Source organism: Marinobacter sp. UBA2688 (genome assembly GCF_002352785.1).
Classification (GTDB): Bacteria; Pseudomonadota; Gammaproteobacteria; order Pseudomonadales; family Oleiphilaceae; genus Marinobacter; species Marinobacter salarius.
Window position 1 is genome coordinate 1 of sequence record NZ_DELU01000008.1, and the last position, 19,919, is coordinate 19,919.

Here is a 19,919-nt window from a genome sequence, read left to right on the forward strand (position 1 = left end):
TAACTCCCCCTCCTACTCGATGGCTTCGTCGATGTAGATTTCGGGGGTCTCCCCGCGTACATCGAAGTAAAACCCATAGGTACCAGTCTCGGGCGGGGTAAAGCGGAAGTTTTCGAAGACCGCGGAGCAATTAGTCTTTACCGGTTTGTTCAGCTGAACATCCTTGTCTTCTTCCGACAGATAGCCGCAATTGGTGCCTGACGTCCAGTTGGCATCACCAAACTTGAACTCGTAGGGTTGCCCGTCAGCCTTGAGTTCCACTTCCGTGCGATAGAGCCCGTTGTCCACTTTCTTGACCTTGTATTCCGGCAGTGCATCCCACCAGGCAAATTGCCCACGTAGATACAGGGATTTGCTGTAATCGCGTTCACCACCGGTGGTGGCGCAACCGGCTGTGATGGCCATAACCGAGGCCAAAGCCAGCGTTGTGAGTTTCCTGTTCATGATTGTCTCCTTTATGGTTGCTGGCCCCATGGGTCTGTTCTTCCATGGGGCCGCCAGGGCCGTTGTCAGCGGCCTTATCGATTGAATACAGCCACTGACAGGGCCGGTACCGTGAAGGTGCCGTTCGCTGCCGCAGCGGTCTGTTCCGGGGAGGTGTCCGCCATCACGGAGAAGGCCTCACTAAGGCTGGTGTCCAGTGCCTGTTGGGTCCCTGTGCTGTTGATCACCACGACGACCTGATCCACGTCGCTGTCCAGATCGGTCAGGCCGTTGTCGGGGCCATCGTCCAGGCTGAAGGCAATCACGCCGGGTACCTGGCTGGGACCGGTGTTGTGGAACGCCAGCCGCTCACTGACCTGTTCAGCGGTGCGTAGACGGAAAAGCTCGCTTCCGCTACGAACGGTCAGCAACTTCTCGACCTGCTTGCGGGTGTAGTCGATCTCGCTTGGCGTTGGGCCGGCCGGGAACTGGCCGATAATCTCGGTGATCAGGTCCCAGTTCGCGCCGTCTTTGTCCTGACGGGGCAGGCCACGATTCCAGGCGGTTTCCTGGTAACTGAAGTCGACTTCATTAAACCAGTCGCCGGAATCGTAACTGTCCCTTTCCATGGATTTGGAACGCAGCAATTCCGAACCCATATGGATGAAGGGAATGCCCTGGCTGAGGATGGGGACGGAAAGCCCCACCACCTGCATCTGGGCACGTTCCTGAAGCGTGGCGGCGAAATCCGCCTTGTACTGGTTGTTGTCCCAGAGCGTCTGGTTGTCGTGCTTGGAGACGTAGTTGATGATTTCCTGGGGGTCGCTGGTATACCCGGCACTCTGACCGTTGTAATCGATCTCCGCGCCGGTTCTGGTGGTGCCATCGGCGGTGACCAGCGAATAGTTGCTCAGGCTGCCGGCAATGCCGACGCGGATCCAGTCGCTGATCTGCAGCAGGCGGGTTTTCTCAGCGTCACTGCCGCTGTTTCGGTCGTTGGGGATGCTGAACAGACCATTGCTGAAGCCCTGGTTGGCGCGCAGTGCGTCACCGCCATCGAAGGGGCCGCCACCACGTACGGCGTCACGCAGGCGATCGTTGAAGGAGCCGATGCCCGTTCCGGCCATGTTCGGCTGGATGGCGTTGACGCCACGCGCATTATTGGCGACTTCACCGAAGTTCCAGCCCTCACCGTAGAAGTAGGTGTCTGGATCGACCGCAGTTACGGCATCCAGTGCCTTTTCCATGTTCGACAGCATGTGATGCCCCATCAGGTCAAAGCGGAATCCGGAAATGCCGTACTCCGACGCCCAGGTGACCAGGGAGTCGATCATCAGCTTTTCCATCATCCGGTGCTCGGACGCGGTGTTTTCACAGCAGGTTGACTGCTCAACAACGCCGGTTTCGGGGTTCTGGCGGTGGTAGTAGCCGGGGACCAGTTTGTCGAGAACCGACTTTTCGGCAAGCCCGGAGGCGTTGGTGTGGTTGTAGACCACATCCAGGACCACGTTCAGGCCCAGATTGGTGGCGGACTGCACCATTTCACGGAATTCCCGTATCCGGGCCACGCCGTTGGCATCAGAGGCATAGCTGCCCTCGGGAACGGTGTAGTGCACCGGGTCATAGCCCCAGTTGAAGCTGTCGAGGCCACGAAAAGTGCCATACAGCGCCTGGGCATCGCCGGTTGCAGGGTCGAAGGATGCAAGGACCGTGCGGATGGTGTCGCCACTGCCGCAGAGGTCCGCATAGTTCGCTGCGGCTTCGTCAGACAGGTCGCACAGTTTGCTGAAGTCGTCGTCGATATTGACCACCTCGGCCGGGTCTTCGTTGATCGTTGCGATATCGAAGGACGGCAGCAGGTGGAGGTGGGTGATGCCAGCGTTCGCCAGGCTTTCCAAGTGGGTGACGCCATCGCTGGTGGATTCCGTAAAGGCGGCGTACTTGCCCCGATTGGCCGCTGCAACGGTTTCGTCGGTGGCGCTGAAATCGCGAATATGGGTTTCATACACCACGACATCCTCGGGTGCCTGCACTGTCGGTGGGGTCAGGCTGTCCCAGTTGGCCGGTTTCAAGTCGCTGTCAGCCAGGTCGACGACCTGCGCATACACCCCATTTTCGGAAAGGCTCAGGGCATAGGGGTCCGATGTCATAGTGGTTTCGATGGCATCGGTACGGGGGTGGTAGACCGTCACTTCATACTGGTAGAACTTACGGTCGACATCGGTGGTGTTGCCGGTATGCCTCCAGACACCGTTATCCCGGGTCATGTCTACCGGATAGCCGCTCACCATGCTGCCGTCGGCATTGAACACGTGCAGGCGCATGCTCTGGGCGGTTGGGGCCCAAACTGCAAACCCGGTATCGGCGCCGCTAACGGTAGCGCCCAGAGTGCCGTCATAGGCATAGAGATCGTCGAGCACACCCGGGATCTGAAGGCGGGTAGCCGATATCAGCTCATCATTGCCATTGTAGGCGCCGGCAATCAGTTGGCCGCGCAAAGCGTCCATTTTGGTCTGACTGTCTGTGTCCACGCTATAGGCCGGCCAGCCCGCAAGATGGGGGAATGCCTCTTTCAGATCTGGCGAGAGGGTGGTTGCGCTCAGCTCAATAGCGGTGCCCCCGTTCAGAGTTTTATCGGAGTCATCGACAGTGATGCCGGCGCCAGCGTCATATCGAAGTTCGACTCGGGTTGCCGAGGCGGTGTCGGCAAAAACAAGCGTATTGGCATCCAGCCAGTGTGCCTTGGCGCCGTCGACGGCCAGTTCCTCGGCTTCGATCGGGTCGGGGGAGAGCAACTGACTGCCGCTGATCGTGAAGATCCGATTGCCCAGGGCGCCAAAATGCCAGCGTTTATCATTGTCACCCAGGTCTTTCTCATCACCCTTGTGCATGATGAAGTTCATGCAGTCTCCGCCATCGCGCATGGGAATGATGTAATAGGCGCCGTAGGTGTCGTTCACACCACTGGAGGTGTGTGGGTCGGTCCACTCGGTCGGCACGCCTTCCGCCAGGCCATCGCAACCGGCTGCGGTGTCGTTCCAGAGATGGAGCCCCCAGCCGTCGTAGTCGCCGGCGGGGCGTTTGTAATAGAGGATGGCTTCGTTGTCGCCGGGTTCCAGCAGGGCGGTTGAGTCCCCGCCTCCGCCGTCGCCGGAGTCTGAAGATGAGCTGTTGCTACCGGAGTTGCAACCGACAAGAGCCAGGGACAAAGCCAAGGCCCAGCCGCCTGCAACCAGTTTATGGTCAGGCATAACGCGTATCCTTTTTCCATTGTTGTTGTTTGGGATGTTGCTTGCGAACCGGCAGAACCTGTACGCAAACGTTGCAGGATCATGGTTGCGCGAAGAGCTCGGCCACACATCCTTCGGCAACGGACTTTTGCGGGCGTAGTCTGAGGGGCGTATGGGGAGTAGAGAATAGAGGAGTGGTGCGTACAAAAAAGGGCCGGCTGAAAAGCCGGCCCAAGGAGGTCCAACGAGAGTGTGTGGGGTTTAGAGCCTTACCACCAGGTTTCGATCTGGGCACCGATCTGGATGTCGCCATCGATGCCCTCACTGCGAGCGGCTTCCGCCTGATCGCCAAAGAACGCTGCGGCGTAGGCGCGGATCACCGGGCGTGCCCAGTAACCGGGACCGGCACTCCACTGCTGCGCAATGGCTACCTTCTGCAGATCGGTCTCTTCGTCGTTATAGGGCTGGTGCACGTCCTCGTAGCCAATTTCCAGAGCCGTGCTGGTCACGGAGTTCCAGTTGTAGATCGGGCGAGCAACAACGCTCAGGCGGGTGGGTTCTTCTTCATTGATCGGGCCGTAGGTTTCACCTTTGGAATACAGGGCGGAGTAGCCAAGCTCCCACGGGCCACCGAGTTTGATTACACCATGGTTCAGAACCCGCCAGCTCTTCTCAAGCGTACCGGGGTAGTAGGGCCCATTGAGGCTTGAATTGCCACCCTGGTTATTGAATGCTGCTTCGCCCAGTGAGTCGGTCGCATACTGCAGGACGAACTTGTTAAAGCCGCCCATAAAGCCCGTCGCAAGCTCAACGGTACCAAAGAAACCATCCTCGTCCATGATGTCGGCCGCTTCCTGCTCATCGGTCAGGTCGGCCATGCCATAGATGCCCGCCAGTGTCAGCGTGCTTTCGCCAACCGGGAAGGCGTAGCGCAGGTCCAGCTTGTTGTTCTGAACGATGGTGTCGCTTTCCTGCTTGTCAAAGTTGATCCATGCAGCGGAGAACTGGCCAGCACCGGCCTGAATGTTTTCAACGCCGGCACCGTAGCCGGAGTTGTTAATATAGTACAGGTCCAGCTGGTGCACGTCGTGACGCTTGTAGTAGCGCTTGCCAGCCCAGAGCGTGGCGCCAGGCAGAGATTCGATGACGTTGGTGCCGGACACGTAAAGCTGACGCACCGCTACTTCGCCGCCGCTATAGGGGTTGCCGTTGTTGCGAGTGGTTTCCTCACCGGCAAAATCGACGCCGTTGACATCGTCGGCGCCGTCAAATGCCTGGTAGTCGTTACCCTGGTTGATGGCTTCGTAGGAGACCATGGAGTCGAAGCGGAACGTTTTACCGTCCTGGCTGAAGAGCTGGTCACCAAAGGCCAGTTCCGCATAAGTGTCGCATTCGTCTGCAAGGCGTCCGACAAAGTGGCCGTTGGCACCGCTACCGAAACAGGTTTGTTCCCCGCCACTGCTGGTGTTGGTGGAAAGGCCTGAGCGGGCGTAACCGTGGAACTCAACGGCGATGGCGGGCGTAGCCATGATGGCAGCTGTGACCGCAGCCGCAAGCGGGAGTTTGTTCGGGAAAAAGCGCTTATTGTTTTGCATCATCTGCATCCTGTGCTTTTTGTCTTTTTTGAATGTCAGGGAAGCGGAAGTTCCGACATCGTGTCGTGGACAGTCAGTTCCGGAACAGGCCTCCGGTTCCCTTGATTGCAGCTTCTGCCAATCAGACATTGGGAAACCGGATTTCATAGTCCTGTAACGGGTGGGGTAGTGCATCCTCCGCCCTGAAGAAAAAGGGGGGTGAGTTTTCAGGGGGAGGGGGGGCGTAGAGGGATGAGATGCTAAATCAGTGGTTTTGCTACCTTTAGACTGTGTGGTGCTCAGGTCGTCGGGAAGCGAGTTGGTTTCAGGCTTTCCTTGATTTTTTTAAGGTGGCCCAGGAAGTCTGCACCGCGCTTGAGAGTCACGCCGGTCGCGAGGATATCGATCACCGTCAGGTGAATAATGCGGGAGGACATCGGCATATAAACCTCAGTGTCTTCCGGCGCGGTTACCTCGATGACCACGGTGCAGACCTCCGCCAGCGGAGAACCGGGCATGGTGATGCCAATAACGGTAGCGCCGTTGGTGCGCGCATGCTGCGCAATCTCGACGGTTTCGCGGGTGCGCCCGGTGTAGGAAATCAGCACGATGACATCGCCCTTGGTGGCCCCCGCGGCAACCATGCGCTGCATCAGGGCGTCATCGTACGACATGACCGGGATATTGAAACGAAAGAACTTATGCTGGGCATCCATGGCAACGGGTGCGGAGCCGCCCATGCCGAAGAAGTTGATCTGCTTGGCCTGGATCAGATAGTCGATAGCCGACGCCAGTGCTTTTGGGTCAAGGGCCTGACGTGCCTTGTCCAGGCTGGCGATGGTGCTGAGCATGATCTTGTCGGAGAACTCTGCGACAGTGTCGTCGGGTTCCACATTCTGGCCAATATACGGTGTGCCAGTGGCAATGCTCTGGGCCAGGCGTATTTTAAAATCAGGAAAGCCGGTGGCTGAAAAGCCGCGACAGAAACGATTAACGGTTGGCTCACTGACGTCTGCTGCCCTTGCCAGAGCGGCAATGCTGTATCGGGTGGCGGCACTTGGGTCGCGAAGAATCGCTTCGGCAACCTTGCGCTCCGATTTATTGAGCGTGTCCAGTCTTAGCTGGATATCTTCGAGCAGGTTGTCATCGCGTTGCGCCTGGTTCGCAGCCATTTGGGATACTCCCTGAATCATCGGCGTTCTTGTGAAAATCCGCGCTGATTATAGCGTGTTTTTGGGAGGTTTGTGGTAGTAAAAGTGTCATTAATTCGAAAATATCCTTGGAAAACGTCATATTTGGTGTCATTATTTGCATAAAATTACTACATTGATGCCTCGAGTCGTGCAGTAGTGCGCTGCTGCATGAAAACAAAGAGAGAAGGAACCGATGGCTGATCCGATAAATACCCGCTGTGACCTGATGATGTTTGGTGCGCTTGGTGACCTGGCGCAACGCAAACTGTTTCCCGCGCTGTATCAGCTTGAGCGTGCGGGGCTGCTCCATAAGGGCACTCGTATTTTAGCAATCGCGAGAAACAAGGCAGACAGCAGCGAGGTTCGCAAGATCCTTCTTGGCAAGTTGAAAGAGCACGTCAAGAAAGTCGAATTTGACGCCGAGGTGGCTGAGCAGTTCCTGCGGCGCGTGGATTACCAGTTCCTCGATTTTGCCAACCCTGATGGCTACGGTGCCCTCAACGACTGGCGCAGCACTGAACCCAGCAACCTGATTGTCTACATGGCGACACCACCAGCCATGTACGGCGAGATTTCGCGTAACCTCAGGGCAAACAACTGCTGTGATCACAACACCCGGGTGGTTGTCGAAAAGCCAATCGGTCACGACCTGGAGTCGTCCAAGGTCATCAACGATGAGTTGGGCGAAGTCTACAACGAAAACCAATTGTTCCGTATCGACCATTATCTGGGTAAGGAAACGGTCCAGAACCTGATCGCGCTGCGATTTGCCAACAACCTCTTTGCCTCGCAGTGGGACCAGAATCATATTTCCCACGTCGAGATATCCGTGGCTGAGAGTGTAGGTATCGAAGGCCGATGGGGCTATTTCGACAAAGCCGGTCAGGTTCGCGATATGGTGCAGAACCACCTTCTTCAACTCCTGTGCCTGATCGCCATGGATCCACCGTCGGACCTGTCTGCAGACAGTATCCGCAATGAGAAAGTGAAAGTGCTGAAGGCGATGCGCCGCATCACTCCGGACATGATGGATACCCATGTGGTGCGCGGGCAGTACACCGCTGGCACCAGTGGCGGAAAGCCCGTGCCGGGCTATCTGGAGGAAGAGGGCGCGGCGCGCGGCAGCAAGACCGAAACCTTTGTGGCCCTGAAAGCCGAGATCGATAACTGGCGCTGGTCTGGCGTACCGTTCTACATCCGTACGGGTAAGCGCCTGCCGGAGAAGCTGTCGCAGATCATCATTCACTTCAAGCCGGCGCCACACTACATCTTTGATCCGGATCAGAAGCACCTGGCGAACAATAAACTCATCATCCGCTTGCAGCCGGACGAGGGCATGTCCCTGCAAATTCTGACCAAGGACCAGGGTCTGGATAAAGGTATGCGCCTGCGCCAGGGGCCTCTGGAACTGACGTTCTCGGAAACCTTCGAAACCGATCGTATCCCGGACGCCTACGAGCGCCTGCTCTGGGAGGTCATGAAAGGCAATCAGTATCTGTTCGTCCGTCGCGACGAAGTGGAACACGCCTGGCAATGGGTTGACCAGATCATGCGCAATTGGGACGACAGTGGCGTGCCGCCAAAACGTTACGCCGCAGGTACCTGGGGCCCGGTTGCCTCCATCGCCATGATTACCCGTGACGGAAGGAGCTGGTATGAAGATGCATGACCTGAATCTGCCGGAGTCAGTGGATGCGTATTTTTTCGACACCCCTGGTGATACGGCGGTTGCGCTGGCGGATGCAGTCGCAAAACACCTCTCGGAACGGCTGCTGATTGCACCCCGCGCCAGTCTGGCGGTGTCTGGCGGCTCAACCCCGCTGCCATTTTTCGAGGCCTTGCGGGAGAAGCCGTTGGATTGGGCGCGCATTGACGTGCTGCTGGCGGACGAGCGCTGGGTCTCCGAAGACGATAACGACAGCAATACCCGCCTGGTGCGGGAAAGTCTGTTACAAGGCCCTGCCTCGGAAGCCCGGTACCTGTCCCTCAAGCAGCCAGGCGACACGCCGGCTGACGGCTTGGCGGCCGCGGAAACAGCCCTTGAGGAGCTCCATCTTCCGCTGGATGTGCTGATCCTGGGTATGGGCAACGACGGCCATACGGCGTCATTGTTTCCAGATGCGCCGGAGTTGGATCAAGCCCTTGATACGGATTCGACCGCCATCGTGGCCCCCATGACGCCACCTTCCCAGCCCCAGAAGCGCATTACGCTGACGCTGCGTGCCCTGAGCCGTGCGGGTTTTACGGCATTGCACCTGAAGGGGGACGACAAGCTGGAAACCCTGCAGGGTGCCTGCAGCGATATCGAAAACATCCGCGAAATGCCCATCCGCGCTTTCCTGAAACCGGGGCTGCAGGTTTACTGGAGCGCTTAAGGCTGTTCGCCCGAGATTTGTTATACCGGAGATATGTATGAACCAATTGTCTGACTTCCACCGCGAGCGCGTCCAGGCGGTCTTGAACGCTTCCCCGCTTGTTCCGGTGATTACCATTAACCACCCGGACGAAGCGCTGCCACTGTGTCAGGCTTTGGTTGATGGTGGCATTCGAGTACTGGAAATCACCTTGCGTACCCCTCATGGCGTGAAGGCCATTGAGCAGGTACGAAAAGCGATCCCGGATGCCTGGGTTGGGGCGGGCACGGTCACCAGCATTGCCCAGTACCGGCAGGTTGAAGCCGCCGGCGCCCAGTTCGTGATCACGCCGGGTGTCACCGAGGCCATTCTGGAGTTCGGTGTGACTTCGGAAGCGCCGTTGCTGCCGGGCATTTCAACGATTTCGGAGCTGATGGTGGGCTACAACCTGGGCTACCGCGAATTCAAGTTCTTCCCGGCCGAAGTCGCCGGCGGCATCCCCGCCCTGAAGGCGTTCTCTGGTCCTTTCCCGGACGTTACCTTCTGCCCGACCGGCGGTATCCGCCGCAACACTGCCAAGGACTATCTGGCCCTTAAGAACGTCTCGGCCGTTGGTGGTACCTGGTTGACCCCTGGTGATGCCGTTGCTTCCGGTGACTGGGGGCAGATTTCTGAGATTGTTCGCGGGAGTCTTGGTGACCTGTGAGCTCTGTTCTCGGTCTGTAGCCTGAGAGGTTGGGGTATTCGCGGTTGGTGGCAGGGCCGTTCGGGAAACGCTACGAGCACATCCATGTGCGCTTGGAATTGGCCATCCATGGCCAATTACATTCCCGAACGGCCCTGCCACCAACCGCTTGTTCTGACTCTTAAGATAGCTCTTTCGGTGCTTTGGTCATGTATAAGGTGTGGATACGGCAAGTGTTTTAAGCAGATATAAGATTCGGCACGAATAACACGAACGCTAAAAGTGCTGTCTGGCGATAACTGGTTAGTTCAAACAAGAGGCTGCGGGGCGGGGCTTCCCAAAATGTAATTGGCCAGGGATGGCCAATTTCAAGCGCACATGGATGTGCTCGTAGCGGTTTTGGGAAGCCCCGCCCCGCAGCCTCAAGGCACCAAAACCATCAGGCTACAAAAGACGACACCTCCCAATTCCCGTCTAGCGAATATCAGCCCCAACACGAACAATCTTCATAGTGTTCGTGCCGCCCTGGGCATTCACATAATCGCCCTTGGTAATCACCACCAGGTCACCCTCTTTGACGGCCCCCATCCGAACCAGCTCAGCCACCGCGCGCGAGTTTGTCTGCTCGGGCGGAATCGTCGCCGAATCAAAAGGCACCGTCTGTACACCACGGAACATCGTTACCCGATGTTGAGTAGAGTGATTGCGCGAGAAGGCGAAAATCGGAAGGCTGGATTTGATGCGCGACATCAGCAGGGGAGTGGCACCGGTTTCCGACATGCAGATAATCGACGTCACACCATCCAGGTGATTGGCCGCGTACATGGCAGACAGGGCGATCGCCTCATCCACATGCTCCATGCTTTCATGAATGCGGTGCTTGGACTGATGCATCGACGGATGCTTTTCTGCGCCCATGCAAATTCGCACCATGGCTTCCACCGCTTCCGTGGGGTAGTCGCCGACCGCCGTTTCTGCAGACAGCATGACCGCGTCGGTGTAGTCCATCACCGCGTTCGCCACGTCGGAAACCTCCGCCCGGGTCGGCATCGGGTTTTCGATCATCGACTCCATCATCTGGGTGGCGGTAATCACCACCGTGTTCAGGGCGCGGGCGCGGTTGATGATGTGCTTCTGAACGCCCACCAGCTCGGCGTCGCCAATCTCAACAGCTAGGTCGCCCCTGGCCACCATAACCGCGTCCGACGCATCGATGACCGCATCCAGGGCGGCGTTATCGTGGGCCAGTTCCGCGCGTTCAATCTTGGCAACCAGGCGTGCTTCCGAGCCAGCTTCCTTCAGCAGGCGGCGGGCAACGTGCATGTCTTCGGCGGTGCGTACAAACGACACCGCGACATAATCGGCGCCCAGGCGGGCGGCGGTTTTGATGTCCTGCTTGTCTTTCTCGGTCAGGGCTTCGGCGGAGAGGCCGCCGCCGCGCTTGTTGAGGCCCTTGTTGTTGGACAGGGGGCCGCCGATAAGAACGCGGGAGGAGATGCTGGTGCCGTCAACGGACTCGACTTCCATCTCGATGCGGCCGTCGTCCAGTACCAGGATGTCGCCTGGCTTGACGTCTTCAATCAGTTGCTCGTAGTCAATGCCGACGCGCTCTTCATTGCCGGCTTCCTTGTCCATGCTGGCGTCCAGGATAAACTGCTGGCCGGCCTTGAGGGTCACCTTGTTTTCCGCGAAGCGCGCGATACGAAGTTTTGGCCCCTGGAGGTCGGCGAGCAGGGCGACAAACCGGCCGTTGGCGGCGGCAGATTCCCGCACCCGCAGGGCGCGTTGGATGTGGTCTTCCGCACTGCCGTGGGAAAAATTCAATCTCGTAACATCAACACCTGCAGCAATAATAGCTGACAGTGATTCCGGTGAATCGGTGGCGGGGCCGAGAGTGGCGACGATCTTGGTGCGCCTTAACATGGTTCCAGTTTCCTTTTGTTTTTCAGTGAAGCTTTCCGGTTGTGCTGGACGAAATGGCAGGTGAGCAGAGTTACTGGCTCGCCTTTTTCATCAGTGCAACAGCGTTGTCGAGCATCCGGTTGGAGAAGCCCCATTCATTGTCGTACCAGGCCATGACTTTCGCGTGACGGCCCATGGCCCGTGTGTGATTGGCGTCGAAAATGCTGGACAGGGCGTTGTGGTTGAAGTCCACACTAACCAGTTTCTCTGCGTTGTAGCCAAGGACCGGGTTGTTTTCCGCTGCAGCTTTCACGACCTCGTTGATTTCTTCCACGGTGGTGTCGCGGCTGGCGATGAAGCCGAAATCCACCAGGGAAACGTTGATAGTAGGAACCCGCACGGCCAGTCCGTCAAGTTTTCCGGACAGTTCCGGGATCACCTTGCCAATGGCTGCGGCTGCACCGGTTTTTGTCGGGATCATGGACTGGGTGGCCGAGCGCGCGCGATACAGGTCAGAGTGGTAGACGTCGCTCAGTTTCTGGTCATTGGTGTACGAGTGGATCGTGGTCATCAGGCCACTCTCAATGCCAATTTTCCTGTGCAATGCTTCAACAACCGGTGCCAGGCAGTTGGTGGTGCAGGAGGCGTTGGAGATGATGTTGTGTTCGGCGGTCAGAACGTCGTCGTTGACCCCGTAGACAACCATCGCGTCGGCGTCAGAAGAGGGGGCTGAGATAATGACTTTGCGTGCGCCGGCTTTGAGGTGACCCTCTGCCTTGTCACGGGCGGTAAACAGGCCAGTGCACTCGAAGACCACATCCACATGGTAGTCTTTCCACGGCAGTTCTTCGGGGTTACGGATGGCGGTGATGGCGATGCGGTCACCGTTGACGGAGAGTGATTCGGCATCGTGGTTCACAATGCCGTTGAAGCGACCGTGAACGCTGTCGTATTTGAGTAGGTGAGCGTTGGTTTCCGCGTCTCCCAGGTCGTTGATGGCAACCACCTGAAGCTCATTTCGGTAGTCGTTTTCATAAAGTGCGCGGAGAACATTGCGGCCAATGCGACCAAAGCCGTTAATTGCGATACGAATAGTCATGTTCTGGCTCCAGATTTGTTTGTTTATTGTTCGTTTCAGTTTCTGATGTAGTAAATATAACAACAAATAATGGAAAAATGAATGACTGGCGGGTGAAAGTAGCAAAAAAAGAAAGTAAACTTACGGGAATAAAAAAGTAATTAGATAACAAGTTTCAGGAGACCCACTATGCACCCGACCGTAGACGCGGTTACCAAGCGGATCATCGAGCGCAGTCGCGCTACCCGGCAGGATTATCTGGACAGGATGGGCGAGCTCAAAGCCCAGTCACCCCAGCGCAGCACGCTGTCCTGCGGCAACCTGGCTCATGGCTTTGCCGCCTGTAACCAGTCCGATAAAGATACCCTCAAATTCATGAACAAGGCCAATGTGGCCATTGTCTCCGCCTACAACGACATGTTGTCGGCCCACCAGCCTTATCAGGACTTTCCGGACGTGATTCGCAAGGCGGCCAACGGAATGGGCTCGGTGGCGCAGTTTGCCGGTGGCACCCCGGCCATGTGTGACGGTGTGACCCAGGGCCAGCCGGGCATGGAGCTGAGCCTTTTTTCACGCGACACCATCGCCATGAGTACGTCGGTCGCCCTGAGTCATAATATGTTCGATGCCACCATGTTGCTCGGCATCTGCGACAAAATCGTTCCTGGTTTGCTGATCGGGTCGCTGAGCTTCGGCTACCTGCCGACCATTCTGGTGCCGGCTGGTCCCATGCCGTCTGGGCTGCCCAATAAAGAGAAGCAGCGCATTCGCCAGCTCTACGCCGAGGGCAAGATCGGTAAAGACGAGCTGCTGGAGGCGGAATCCCAGTCCTACCACAGCCCCGGTACCTGCACGTTCTATGGTACCGCCAACAGTAATCAGCTTCTGGTGGAGGTAATGGGGCTGCATCTGCCAGGGTCGGCCTTCGTGAACCCGGGTACGCCGCTACGTGAAGCCTTGACCCGTGAGGCAACCGAACAGGTTATCCGGCTGTCCAAGCCCCACGGAGGCTCGTTGGGTCTGGGCGACATGGTGGACGAAAAGAGTATCGTGAATGCGCTGGTGGCGCTGCTGGTGACCGGTGGCTCCACCAATCACACCATTCACTGGATCGCCATCGCCCGAGCCGCCGGCATCATTGTCGACTGGAACGACTACTCCGAGTTGTCATCGGCGGTACCTTCGATGACGCGTATTTATCCCAACGGCCAGGAAGACGTGAACGCCTTCCACGAAGCGGGGGGAACGCCGTTCCTGATCCGTGAGTTGCTGAGTGCCGGTCTGCTTCATAATGACGTTGAGACGGTTGTGGGGCATGGGCTGGAACAGTACGCACGAATGCCGGAACTGGAGAATGACAAGCTGGTGTGGAAGCCGGCGCCTGAGAAAAGTGCCAAGCCGGATGTGCTGAGTACGGCGGCGGAGCCCTTTGCGCCGGACGGCGGGTTGCGGGTTCTGGATGGCAATCTTGGCCGTGGCGTGATCAAGGTGTCGGCCGTGGCGGAGGAGCACCGCGTAGTGAAGGCACCGGCTGTTGTGTTCAATGACCAGAACGAACTCAAGGCGGCCTTCGATGCGGGTGACCTCAACCGCGATTGCGTTGTGGTGGTCCGGTTCCAGGGCCCGAAAGCCAACGGCATGCCTGAATTGCACAAGCTGACGCCGTATCTTGGTGTGCTTCAGGACCGTGGCTATAAGGTTGCGCTGGTTACCGATGGTCGCATGTCCGGAGCGTCCGGTAAGGTGCCGGCAGCCATACACGTCTATCCGGAAGCGGCGAATGGTGGGGAGCTTTGCCGGGTGCGCAATGGCGACGTGATCAATCTGGACGCGGTTGCCGGAACACTGGAGATTGAGGTGTCGGCTGAGGAATTTGCCAGCCGCGAGGCAGAAAAAGCGGACCTGAGCAGTTATCATCACGGCCTGGGCCGGGAGCTGTTTGGCTGGATGCGCAAAGCCGCCAGCAACCCGGAAGAGGGCGCCAGCTTTTTCTGGAATCACGACGCATGACGAAAGACAACTACTCGCTGGTAGGAGACATCGGGGGTACCAACGCCAGGTTTGCTCTCGTTCGCTCCGGTGACGTTACCCCGGAGGCTGTTGAAGTCCTTGCCTGCGGGGACTACGACAATCTTGATGCTGCCATCGTTGATTACCTTGCCCGCTGCGGCGTAGGGGAGGTGCAGGATGTCTGTCTTGCGGTAGCATCGCCAGTCCAGGGCACCCAGGTGCGGATGACCAACAACCACTGGCGTTTCGACAGCGAGGAGGTTCGCAGGCGGTTTGGTTGGGGCGCGTTCAAGGTGATCAATGACTTTACTGCCATGGCCCTCGGGGTTCCCCATGTCAGTGCCGATAAGCTGGTCCACGTTTGCGGCGGCCCGGGCAATGCGGCGCGCCCCCGGCTGGTTATCGGTCCGGGTACCGGCCTGGGAGTGTCAGGGTTGGTTCCGTTGCAGCATGGCTGGGTGCCGCTGATGACTGAGGGTGGTCACGTGGACTTTGCCCCGACAGACGACACCGAGATGGCTATCCTGCGGATTCTGAAGGCCCGGTTCGGTCGCGTTTCCGTCGAACGTATCCTGTGTGGTCAGGGTTTGCTGAACCTTTACCAGGCCCACGCAGAGATACAGGGCGTGGCCGCCCCCCTGGATGCGCCGGAGAAAATAACCGCCGCCGCGTTGGATCAGTCTGATCTGCTTGCCCGCCAGACTTTGCGGCACTTCTGCGAGATTCTTGGGCGCGTTGCCGGCAATGGGGTTCTGACTCTCGGCGGCACTGGGGGTGTTTACCTGTGCGGAGGCATTCTCCCCAGGTTCATCGATTTCTTCCTGGAAAGCCCGTTCCAGAAAGGTTTCGAAGACAAGGGGCGGATGCGTCCCCTGCTGGAATCAACGCCGGTTTACGTGGTGATGGATGGGTACACCGGTTTATTGGGGGCTGCCGAAGCGCTGGCCAACCCGGAAGTGTAGTCCGGCGCTCATTCACAGGTAGTGAATGAGCGTATCCCTCTCAAAGCGGTATTGGCGGTTATACACGCCCTTGTCTGAGCGTTTCCCCGCCGCCAGTACCATGGTCACCAGGCCCTTTCGCGGTAGCTTCAACAGCCGTCTTACCCGGCATTCGTCAAAGCCTTCCATGGGGCATGAATCGTAACCGTGGGCCCTCAGCGCCAGCATGGCCAGCTCAAGGCAATCATCCAGCACGTGTTCCGGCACTGGCTCGTCGGTAAATCGGCGTACTGAACGCCGGCTGCGAACAACCTCGCGAAACGCATTCAGGGTGGCGTTGGAGTCAACATCTGACTTGGCATTCATGGGCGGAGCAGTCCTTGTGCCGTTCTCGGAATCGTCGATTTGTGGCTAACGGGTTGAGGCTTTATGGTTACGTTAAGTGGCTGTGTATGCAATGGCCTATTCTTCTGGAGTGGTTGGCACAAATGACCAGTCTTTATTCCCGGATGCCGTTTGGTGAATTGGTGGCGAACGTTCGCCAGTGCCGGATCTGTGAAGCTCAGTTGCCCCTCGGGCCCCGGCCGGTGGTCCAGATCTCGCAGTCAGCGCGTTTGCTGGTGGTGGGGCAGGCGCCCGGGCGCCGTGTTCACGATACCGGATTGCCGTTCAACGACCCCAGCGGCGACCGGCTGCGTAACTGGATGGGCATTGACCGGGACACTTTCTACGACGAACAGCAACTGGCGATCTTGCCCATGGGGTTCTGTTATCCCGGCACAGGAAAGAACGGTGACCTGCCACCACGGCCGGAGTGTGCGCCTGCCTGGCGGGACCTGCTACTGGAACGCCTGGAGCATGTGGAGCTGACGTTGGTGATTGGACAGTACGCTCATGCCTGGCACTTGCCAGGGGCGAAAACGTCGGTGACTGAGCGGGTGAGGCAATGGCGGGAGGTGTGGCCGACCATGTTGCCGTTGCCACACCCCAGCCCGAGAAACAACCTTTGGCTACGGCGCAATCCCTGGTTCGAGCAGGAGGTTATTCCCGAGCTGCGCCGCCGGGTAAAGGATATTCTGGACGACTGAGCTCCCAGGTGTCTGTTGTACACCTATCGGGCTTCTTCCCAGCGCGCAAGAAGATCCTCGTAGCGAATGGTTTTCCCCGGTGGCTTTTCGTTCTTCAGCTTCGGCTTCGGAGCTCCTGGTTGTGCGAGCCACCAGTCGCGACCTTTTGCATCGTCGTCTGATGCGATACGGGGTGGGCAATTTTTGACTGTGTAGTTGCGTTCCATCACTGCCATCGCCCTGTCCTGACTTTCGGCCAGTTTATCCATGGCCTGCTGTGCTGTGCGTTCTCCCGACATTGCATCGGCGATGTTCGGCCACCAGAGTTTGGCCAGTTTGGGATAGTCGGCGATATTAACACCGGTCGGTGTCCAGGCTTCACGGGCGGGGCTGCGGTAGAACTCCACCAGCCCGCCCAGTTCCGCGCTTCTGGCCTGCATTTCCGGGGAGTCCAGGTCCGATTCGCGAATTGGCGTCAGGCCCACGAGCGTTTTTTGAAGTGATACCGATTTTGAGACGGTGAACTGGGCGTAGAGCCAGGCCGCTTTCTGGCTGCGATCACTCATCACTCTGGGAATGGTCCAGGCGCCTACGTCCTGATAGCCGAGTTTCATGCCTTCCGACCAATAGGCGCCGTAAGGGGAGGGTGCCATTCGCCATTTCGGCGTACCGTCGTCATTGACCACGGGGAGCCCGGGTTTGGTCATGTCGGACGTGAAGGCGGTATACCAGAAAATCTGCTGGGCAATCTGGCCCTGAGCGGGAACGGGACCAGCCTCGGAAAAGTTCATCTCTGGCGCTTCCGGTGGCGCGTAGCTTCTGAGCCAATCTATGTACTTCTGCAAGGCATAAACAGCGGCCGGCCCGTTGGTGGCGCCGCCTCTCTCGACGGAGGAGCCAACAGGATGACATTCCTCCATCCGGATTCCCCATTCATCCACTGGCAGGCCATTGGGCAGCCCGGGGTCGCCAGCGCCCGCCATGGATAGCCAGGCATCGGTGAAGCGCCATCCAAGTGACGGATCTCGTTTGCCATAGTCCATATGGCCGTACACGGGCTCGCCGTCGATCTCCTTCACATGGACGGTGAAGAACTCGGCAATATCCTCATAGGCGGACCAGTTCAATGGCACGCCAAGCTCATAGCCATAGCGCTCCAGGAACTTTGCGCGTAATTCGGGGCGCTGGAACCAGTCGTAACGGAACCAGTAGAGGTTGGCGAATTGCTGGTCCGGCAACTGGTAGATTTTTCCATCCGGGCCCGTCACGAAGCTCAGGCCAATAAAATCCTTCAGGTCCAGCGTGGGCAGCGTGTACTCGCGCCCCTTGCCTTCCATGTAGTCACTCAGTGCCAGTGCCCAGCCGGTGCGCGCGTGGGTGCCAATCAGGTCTGAGTCGTTGACGAAGGCGTCATACCGACCCTTGGCAGCCATGATCCTTTGCAGGTTGACCTGCCGGATGACCTCGCCTTCCGGTTTCAGGTCGTGAGTCACCTTTATGCCGGTAATGTCGGAAAACGCTTTCGCGAGTACTTCGGATTCGTAACGGTGCGTTGCCAGGTTCTCTGACAGAACCGAAATCTCAAGGCCTTCCAGCGGCTTGGCGGTGTGTGCAAACCAGGCAAGCTCTTCTGCCTGTTGCTCCGTAGATAGCGTGGACGCCTGAAAATTTTCTGAAATCCACTGATTGATGACCTGCTTGCGTGCTTCCGGCAACGCACTAAACGTATCTGAACCGTGACCGGCTGCGCTGAAGCACAGCAGACAGGTGGTCGCAGCGACAATTGGCCATTTCCTCATGGAACACCTTTCTTGTTGTTAGTTACACGTGTTTTGTTGGTTTTGCTACATTATTCAGAGTAATGTTCGTTTTATGGTTCGTCAACGAAAATTTATCAACATTTCTGTATCTGTAATTAAGTCAATAAAAACAGCAATATATGGATTGTTTCGTTGTTTTTTGCGCCATGAAAGGGCGTAAATTTCAGATAAAATATGTTCTAAAACTTTCCATTTTTTCTTTAGCGCGCTAGATTTGTTCTGTCTCGAAAACAGAAAGCGGCCGAAAACCGCAATGAATGTTCGAGATGACAGTGTCTGTTAGCAAGAGGTAGCCCATCAAGTTACTGATATAAAGGTTATTTCAGGTTCCAACGAGAGGAAGTGCTGATAGGCCAGAAAATCTCAAACAATAATAGGAAGCTATCATGATCGAAAACAAAAACTGCGCGAATGTTAAGTCTTTCAAATTGTCTGCGCTGGCGGCCGGGGTTGCGATGGTTGCCGGAGCGTTTGCTGCGCCGGCATATGCTGATACCACGTTCGAATCCGACAGCGGTTGGAGAGCGGGATTCAATGGTCACATTCCGATCTTCGCGGTACTTGGCAACTACGACGATCCAACGGACGAAGACTCGTTTACCATCACCACAGGCTTTAACCCGGCTACGCTGCAAACCAACATCTACGCTCCCACACAGAATGGCCTGGAAGTATCGGGTCACTTCCAGATGAACGCAGACATAGCGCCTGGTGATGCCAATGCGAATTTCCGCAGCCGCGTGTCCGAAATCGCGGTTGCCGGTGATTTCGGTCAGGTCAACATTGGTAAGGGCTTCGGGATCTTCGGTGTTCCAGCTATCGGGGACAACGGCAGTGCCCTGGGTGTCGGCCTGATCGGCGGCCCGGACCAGGTGGCTGCAACGGCGGGACGTATTGGTAACGGTTACTTCTACGCCAACTTCACGCCGCGTGTGATGTATACCTCGAATAGCCTGGGTGGTCTGCAATTCAAGGTGGGTGTATTCAGCCCCTCCAAGGTGGATGGCGTAGCTGATGCGGAATACAGCGCGCCCCGAATTGAGGGCAACGTGGTCTACACCGCGGATATGTTCTCGTTGTGGTCAAGTGCCTTTACTCAGGATGTAGACTCGAAGACCGGCACCTTTGACGACTACACCATGTCTGGTGTCGATTTTGGTGGTTCGGTGTCGCTCGGCAACCTGAATGTTCGTGGTAACTATTCCATGACGTCCGGTACCGGGAACGGCGTATTTGCCGCTCGCCTGGATCCGAACGAGGAAGACGCCAGTCAGTGGTACGTTGAGACGACATACGGCTTCAACCGCACCACATTGGGTGTCAGCTACGGCGAGGGTGAAGACGACATCAACTCGAGCGCGAACGATACGGATCTGACCATGGTGTTTGCGCGTTACGCCGCTACGGACGCCCTGACCCTGATGGCCGAGTACACGACGCTGGGCACAGAGGGTGGTCAGGGTGAATACGATGCGTTCATTGTTGGCTCACAGCTGACGTTCTGATAGAAGCGGAAGAGCCTTATACACCCTACTGACTGGACGAAGGGTGGGGCAGGAAAAGCCGGGTGCCGTAAGGCATCCGGCTTTTTCGTATCCAGGGATACCGGGGAGTGCTTGCCAGTAAAGGGGCACAAAAAAGC

General features: G+C 57.5%; 15 protein-coding genes. 7 read left to right on the plus strand and 8 right to left on the minus strand.

The features are described 5' to 3' along the window. Positions 1 to 12: 12 nt before the first annotated feature. The 4 genes from B3M52_RS03640 to B3M52_RS03655 form a co-directional block, all read right to left on the minus strand. Complete coding sequence (locus B3M52_RS03640; RefSeq protein WP_075196280.1) at positions 13 to 444, minus strand: hypothetical protein; 432 nt, start codon at positions 442 to 444, stop codon at positions 13 to 15. A gap of 74 nt (positions 445 to 518) precedes the next feature. Then, positions 519 to 3,674, minus strand: a complete 3,156-nt coding sequence (pulA, locus tag B3M52_RS03645; protein ID WP_083637253.1) for a pullulanase-type alpha-1,6-glucosidase — start codon at positions 3,672 to 3,674, stop codon at positions 519 to 521. Between the two features lie 248 nt (positions 3,675 to 3,922). Beyond that, complete coding sequence (locus B3M52_RS03650) at positions 3,923 to 5,248, minus strand: carbohydrate porin (RefSeq protein WP_036205101.1); 1,326 nt, start codon at positions 5,246 to 5,248, stop codon at positions 3,923 to 3,925. 278 nt (positions 5,249 to 5,526) lie between these two features. Beyond that, on the minus strand, positions 5,527 to 6,399 hold the full coding sequence (locus B3M52_RS03655) for a MurR/RpiR family transcriptional regulator (RefSeq protein WP_036205103.1): 873 nt from the start codon (positions 6,397 to 6,399) through the stop codon (positions 5,527 to 5,529). A gap of 214 nt (positions 6,400 to 6,613) precedes the next feature. Between B3M52_RS03655 and zwf the strand changes: the two genes are divergently transcribed. The 3 genes from zwf to B3M52_RS03670 are packed head-to-tail and all read left to right on the plus strand — an operon-like array spanning position 6,614 to position 9,480. After that, positions 6,614 to 8,089, plus strand: a complete 1,476-nt coding sequence (gene zwf, locus B3M52_RS03660; RefSeq protein ID WP_041335525.1) for a glucose-6-phosphate dehydrogenase — start codon at positions 6,614 to 6,616, stop codon at positions 8,087 to 8,089. Beyond that, positions 8,082 to 8,795 (plus strand): 6-phosphogluconolactonase, encoded by a 714-nt coding sequence (gene pgl, locus B3M52_RS03665; protein ID WP_082040657.1) that lies wholly within the window; start codon positions 8,082 to 8,084, stop codon positions 8,793 to 8,795. The genes zwf and pgl overlap by 8 nt, the downstream gene beginning before the upstream one ends. 37 nt (positions 8,796 to 8,832) lie before the next feature. Then, the gene (locus B3M52_RS03670; RefSeq protein ID WP_036205111.1) at positions 8,833 to 9,480 is read left to right on the plus strand and encodes a bifunctional 4-hydroxy-2-oxoglutarate aldolase/2-dehydro-3-deoxy-phosphogluconate aldolase; all 648 of its coding nucleotides are present in this window, start codon (positions 8,833 to 8,835) and stop codon (positions 9,478 to 9,480) included. Positions 9,481 to 9,933: 453 nt separating this feature from the next. On the opposite strand, the gene pyk is transcribed toward B3M52_RS03670, so the two are convergent. Further along, a complete protein-coding gene (gene pyk, locus B3M52_RS03675; protein ID WP_041335519.1) occupies positions 9,934 to 11,382 on the minus strand; it encodes a pyruvate kinase in 1,449 nt (482 codons plus the stop codon). Between the two features lie 70 nt (positions 11,383 to 11,452). Then, positions 11,453 to 12,460: a type I glyceraldehyde-3-phosphate dehydrogenase gene (gene gap / locus B3M52_RS03680; RefSeq protein ID WP_036205115.1), complete on the minus strand. Its 1,008-nt coding sequence runs from the start codon at positions 12,458 to 12,460 to the stop codon at positions 11,453 to 11,455. A 168-nt stretch (positions 12,461 to 12,628) separates the two neighbouring features. Between gap and edd the strand changes: the two genes are divergently transcribed. Beyond that, the gene (gene edd, locus B3M52_RS03685) at positions 12,629 to 14,449 is read left to right on the plus strand and encodes a phosphogluconate dehydratase (RefSeq protein ID WP_075196279.1); all 1,821 of its coding nucleotides are present in this window, start codon (positions 12,629 to 12,631) and stop codon (positions 14,447 to 14,449) included. Then, a complete protein-coding gene (locus tag B3M52_RS03690) occupies positions 14,446 to 15,411 on the plus strand; it encodes a glucokinase (protein WP_041335516.1) in 966 nt (321 codons plus the stop codon). The genes edd and B3M52_RS03690 overlap by 4 nt, the downstream gene beginning before the upstream one ends. A 12-nt stretch (positions 15,412 to 15,423) precedes the next feature. Here the strand turns inward: B3M52_RS03690 and B3M52_RS03695 are convergent, their stop codons facing one another. Next, positions 15,424 to 15,756, minus strand: coding sequence for a nitroreductase family protein (locus B3M52_RS03695; protein WP_075196278.1), 333 nt, complete (start codon positions 15,754 to 15,756; stop codon positions 15,424 to 15,426). A gap of 122 nt (positions 15,757 to 15,878) precedes the next feature. Between B3M52_RS03695 and B3M52_RS03700 the strand changes: the two genes are divergently transcribed. Beyond that, positions 15,879 to 16,478 carry a uracil-DNA glycosylase family protein gene (locus B3M52_RS03700; RefSeq protein ID WP_041335511.1) on the plus strand — a complete coding sequence of 200 codons (600 nt, stop codon included), beginning with the start codon at positions 15,879 to 15,881 and terminating at the stop codon, positions 16,476 to 16,478. A gap of 23 nt (positions 16,479 to 16,501) precedes the next feature. Here B3M52_RS03700 and B3M52_RS03705 read toward each other — a convergent pair whose 3' ends face one another. Then, positions 16,502 to 18,256, minus strand: a complete 1,755-nt coding sequence (locus tag B3M52_RS03705) for an ABC transporter substrate-binding protein (RefSeq protein WP_083637252.1) — start codon at positions 18,254 to 18,256, stop codon at positions 16,502 to 16,504. A gap of 407 nt (positions 18,257 to 18,663) precedes the next feature. On the opposite strand from B3M52_RS03705, the gene B3M52_RS03710 reads away from it, so the two are divergent. Then, positions 18,664 to 19,782, plus strand: coding sequence for a porin (locus B3M52_RS03710; RefSeq protein WP_075196277.1), 1,119 nt, complete (start codon positions 18,664 to 18,666; stop codon positions 19,780 to 19,782). Positions 19,783 to 19,919 lie beyond the last annotated feature (137 nt).

Coding starts and splice junctions, on each gene's coding strand:
- B3M52_RS03640 (WP_075196280.1), bottom strand. CDS start 444: ATGAACAGGAAACTCACAACGCTGGCTTTGGCCTCGGTTATGGCCATC.
- pulA (WP_083637253.1), bottom strand. CDS start 3,674: ATGCCTGACCATAAACTGGTTGCAGGCGGCTGGGCCTTGGCTTTGTCC.
- B3M52_RS03650 (WP_036205101.1), bottom strand. CDS start 5,248: ATGCAAAACAATAAGCGCTTTTTCCCGAACAAACTCCCGCTTGCGGCT.
- B3M52_RS03655 (WP_036205103.1), bottom strand. CDS start 6,399: ATGGCTGCGAACCAGGCGCAACGCGATGACAACCTGCTCGAAGATATC.
- zwf (WP_041335525.1), top strand. CDS start 6,614: ATGGCTGATCCGATAAATACCCGCTGTGACCTGATGATGTTTGGTGCG.
- pgl (WP_082040657.1), top strand. CDS start 8,082: ATGCATGACCTGAATCTGCCGGAGTCAGTGGATGCGTATTTTTTCGAC.
- B3M52_RS03670 (WP_036205111.1), top strand. CDS start 8,833: ATGAACCAATTGTCTGACTTCCACCGCGAGCGCGTCCAGGCGGTCTTG.
- pyk (WP_041335519.1), bottom strand. CDS start 11,382: ATGTTAAGGCGCACCAAGATCGTCGCCACTCTCGGCCCCGCCACCGAT.
- gap (WP_036205115.1), bottom strand. CDS start 12,460: ATGACTATTCGTATCGCAATTAACGGCTTTGGTCGCATTGGCCGCAAT.
- edd (WP_075196279.1), top strand. CDS start 12,629: ATGCACCCGACCGTAGACGCGGTTACCAAGCGGATCATCGAGCGCAGT.
- B3M52_RS03690 (WP_041335516.1), top strand. CDS start 14,446: ATGACGAAAGACAACTACTCGCTGGTAGGAGACATCGGGGGTACCAAC.
- B3M52_RS03695 (WP_075196278.1), bottom strand. CDS start 15,756: ATGAATGCCAAGTCAGATGTTGACTCCAACGCCACCCTGAATGCGTTT.
- B3M52_RS03700 (WP_041335511.1), top strand. CDS start 15,879: ATGACCAGTCTTTATTCCCGGATGCCGTTTGGTGAATTGGTGGCGAAC.
- B3M52_RS03705 (WP_083637252.1), bottom strand. CDS start 18,256: ATGAGGAAATGGCCAATTGTCGCTGCGACCACCTGTCTGCTGTGCTTC.
- B3M52_RS03710 (WP_075196277.1), top strand. CDS start 18,664: ATGATCGAAAACAAAAACTGCGCGAATGTTAAGTCTTTCAAATTGTCT.